The following is a 3,129-nucleotide window of genomic DNA, read 5'->3' as shown; positions in this document are numbered from 1 at the left end:
CAACAAAGTTCTTCCTGCATCGCGATCACCTGGCCTCGGTGCGCATGGTCACTGACGGCTCCGGCGCCATCGCGGAAGCCACCAACTACGCCACCTATGGCGAGCGCCTCAACACCGGCTTCCAGACCCAGAAGAGCTACATCGGCGAACGCTTCGATCCAGAGACCGGGCTGCTGTATCTCAATGCACGCTACATGGATCCGGTGCTGGGCAGGTTTGTTCCCAAGGATCCGGCCGGCGCCGAGGACAAGGCTTCGCCATGATCGGGAGCGAGAGCACAATGATCCGGTTGGTGGTCAAGCTGGGAACAGCGTTGCTCCTGCTGGTGGCGTTGAGCAACCTGTCCCGAGCTGACGACATCGACCGATCGAACCCGGCGGCGTTCGTTCGTAAGCTGATCAACGTGCCAGACGGGAAGGCCGACTTCGCTCGTGCCAAGCTGTTGGTCGATAAGTTCGTCGATCCCTCGGTCGACGAGACAGCAGGGCTCGCTGAGATCGACAGTATGGTGGTTACGGTCAGCAAGATGCTCGGCACGCTGCCGCCGGATGCCGCTTCGACCAGCATGGAGAAGATGAAGGCTCTGCGCACCTTCCTCTATGAGGGCGGCTGGTGGAACAATGGCCGGCCGTTCGAATACGACCTTTCCGATCCTTATGGCCAAAAGCCCGGCTCGCAATCGCTGACCAATTACCTTGCGACCAGGAAGGGCAATTGCGTCTCGATGCCGGCGCTGTTTCTCATCCTGGGCAAGCGGCTTGGCATCAACGTGACGCTCTCAACCGCGCCGCTGCACGTGTTCGTGAAATTCACCGACGATGCGACCGGCAAGACCTGGAACCTCGAGACGACCAGCGGCGCGGGCTTCACGCGCGACGCATGGTACCGGCAAAAGCTCGAGATGACCGACGAGGCTATTCGTAACGGCGTCTATCTCAAGAGGCTGTCGCAGCGCGAGGCGCTGTCGATTGTCGCGACACCAGTGCTCGACAATCTGATCGCCACCGGCCGCTACGACGAGGCGGTCACTGTCGCTGATGTGCTGATCGAGGCCTATCCGGCCAACGCTTATACGCTGGTGAAGAAAGGCACGGCCTACTACCGGCTGCTCGATGCCAACATCGTCCGGAAATACGCGAAGCAGAGCGACATTCCGGCCGACCGGATCGCCTATGCGAACGATCTTTACAATGCCAATCGGGAGGCCTTCGCCAAGGCCAAAGCGCTCGGCTGGCGCGAGCCGAAGATGAATTAAACACCCATACGGATTTGAGAGGCCGGGGATTTGATGATGAGATTTGGCGTCGCAAATATCGCTCAACACATACTGGCGATGGTACTGGCCGTCTCCATGATGGTTTCAGGCACGGCAGGGGGCTATGCGGCGTCTGCATTCGGCCCCCACATGCTACGGCTGCAAAATACACGTCACGATGCCCAGCCCATCCGTTTCATCTCGCCTGATACGATGGATCCCACATTGCCTGGCGTCGGCACCAATCGCTACGCTTACGCACAGAATGATCCGATCAATAAGAGCGACCCGAATGGGCATAGTGCCCTTGGAGAAGCGCTTGGAGGTTTCTTTGGCGGGTTAGGCAACTTCGTTGGCGGAATGTTCGGAGGGGCCACGGCAGGAAGGATCGCTGGCGCGGCGATGGGCCTTGGAATAGGTACGGCCGTTTCAGTAGTGATGGACGCTTCGCCTGCCGGGCCAGGTTCGGATTGCGGAGGTATGTGTACCGCCAACAATTCCAAAGGCTTCGAGTCGGCCATTACGGGCGGCGACGATGCGGGAAAATCCAAGGGGAAAAAAGATAACAATGGAACGGCCGCAACCCCACCTGGTGATCCAGATGACAACGATCCGGCCGCGAAGCCTAACCAGAAGGCAGACCATATTGCCCTTGGTCTTGACAATCAGGGTCTAAAGCAGACTGCGGAGAAAATTGGTGCCCGAACGCTGATGAATGATCCTGAGTGGAAATCAACGCTTGCGAGGGCTATCGCTGATCCAAATACGAAAATATCTGTTAGCGTCGATGGTCTTTCTGGCAAGGGCGTATACGGGCAGGTAATGAGCGCCGCACAAAGAGGGCTCAGTGGCATTGGCAGTAACACGGACTATGAGATGGGCCAGCTTTATAGCCAGAACCGCCTTTCCAGCGTTGATTTTATAAGCAATGGGTCAAAGATATCAAATCCATTCCAATGAAAGTCGTAGATATGGAATTTTCATCGAAAAGAACATTTCAGATTTGGCTTTACGCTACGGGACACTCCCAGCTTATACTTAGGAGCAATAAAGATAAATTTTACAGGACTAGGGTTAATATTCTATTTAAGGATGTGTCATATATATCAATTCCAGTTATATTGGAGAATATATCTATAGATGTCTCGCGTGATGCAGGCCAGATAGCAGACGACAGCGAACAGATGGCAGGCAGATACATTTACAATGTTAGACACATGGGAGGAATTGGTCGTATTTTAGCGGGGAGTTTTTTTGTAAGGGAAGATGATGGCGAATTTTTTGATCGTATACCTTTCGATATTACTGCTCCACCAGGCCTATCCTGAACATTTCGTAACAGCTCCGCAGATCAGCCCCGCGTGAGCTCATTGGGGCAACAGGCGATCTGGCTGAATATGAGGCCGGCCGCTATTCCATATCGGGAACATCGCCAATGACGAATAGCGTTGTCGGCTGCCCTTAATTGCCAAGAATTGCGGTGACAGTGCGCTTTTTGTGATCTCGGCTTGACCTCCAAGGGCACTGCTTTGAATAATGAAGACTATGAGCATATAAGTAATTGATAATAAACAATAAAAGACAGTTCCATAACTAAATTTCTGCCGTTTTAGGGTATCGATTGGGGTTGGCTTTTCGAACTTTCTGTGTTGAGCCTGCAGCTGAATCTTGCGCGCTGATGAAAAAATTGGCGGTCTGAATCCGCAGTGTTGTGTCTTTGATCGAAGCTTGTATCTGGGCGTTCGAGGCGGGAGAGGGCTACCGCCAATACAGCGCTGTTGTAGAGATCGTCTGCTAACGGGGAAGCTTTTGTCAGAAACAACGTCACTGCTTGGGATTCCCGAAAGTGTCCCGATTTAGCATAAAGACTTGGA

At 53.9% G+C, this 3,129-nt stretch carries 4 protein-coding genes; all 4 read left to right on the top strand.

Annotated features, from left to right (window positions below; genetic code table 11):
• The coding region (locus tag EN861_RS34185; RefSeq protein WP_210235210.1) for an RHS repeat-associated core domain-containing protein at nucleotides 1-263 on the top strand (263 nt) is incomplete at its 5' end.
• Nucleotides 264-280: 17 nt separating this feature from the next.
• On the top strand, nucleotides 281-1,255 hold the full coding sequence (locus EN861_RS34180; RefSeq protein WP_135867830.1) for a transglutaminase family protein: 975 nt from the start codon (nucleotides 281-283) through the stop codon (nucleotides 1,253-1,255).
• A 33-nt stretch (nucleotides 1,256-1,288) separates the two neighbouring features.
• Nucleotides 1,289-2,215, top strand: a complete 927-nt coding sequence (locus EN861_RS35665; protein ID WP_210235209.1) for a hypothetical protein — start codon at nucleotides 1,289-1,291, stop codon at nucleotides 2,213-2,215.
• Complete coding sequence (locus EN861_RS34170) at nucleotides 2,212-2,583, top strand: hypothetical protein (RefSeq protein ID WP_135867829.1); 372 nt, start codon at nucleotides 2,212-2,214, stop codon at nucleotides 2,581-2,583. Before EN861_RS35665 ends, EN861_RS34170 begins: the two co-directional genes overlap by 4 nt.
• Nucleotides 2,584-3,129: the final 546 nt, after the last annotated feature.

Origin of the sequence: Mesorhizobium sp. M8A.F.Ca.ET.218.01.1.1, from assembly GCF_004791165.1 — a bacterium.
In the GTDB taxonomy this organism is placed as follows: domain Bacteria; phylum Pseudomonadota; class Alphaproteobacteria; order Rhizobiales; family Rhizobiaceae; genus Mesorhizobium.
This window is presented reverse-complemented; position numbering and strand designations above follow the sequence as displayed.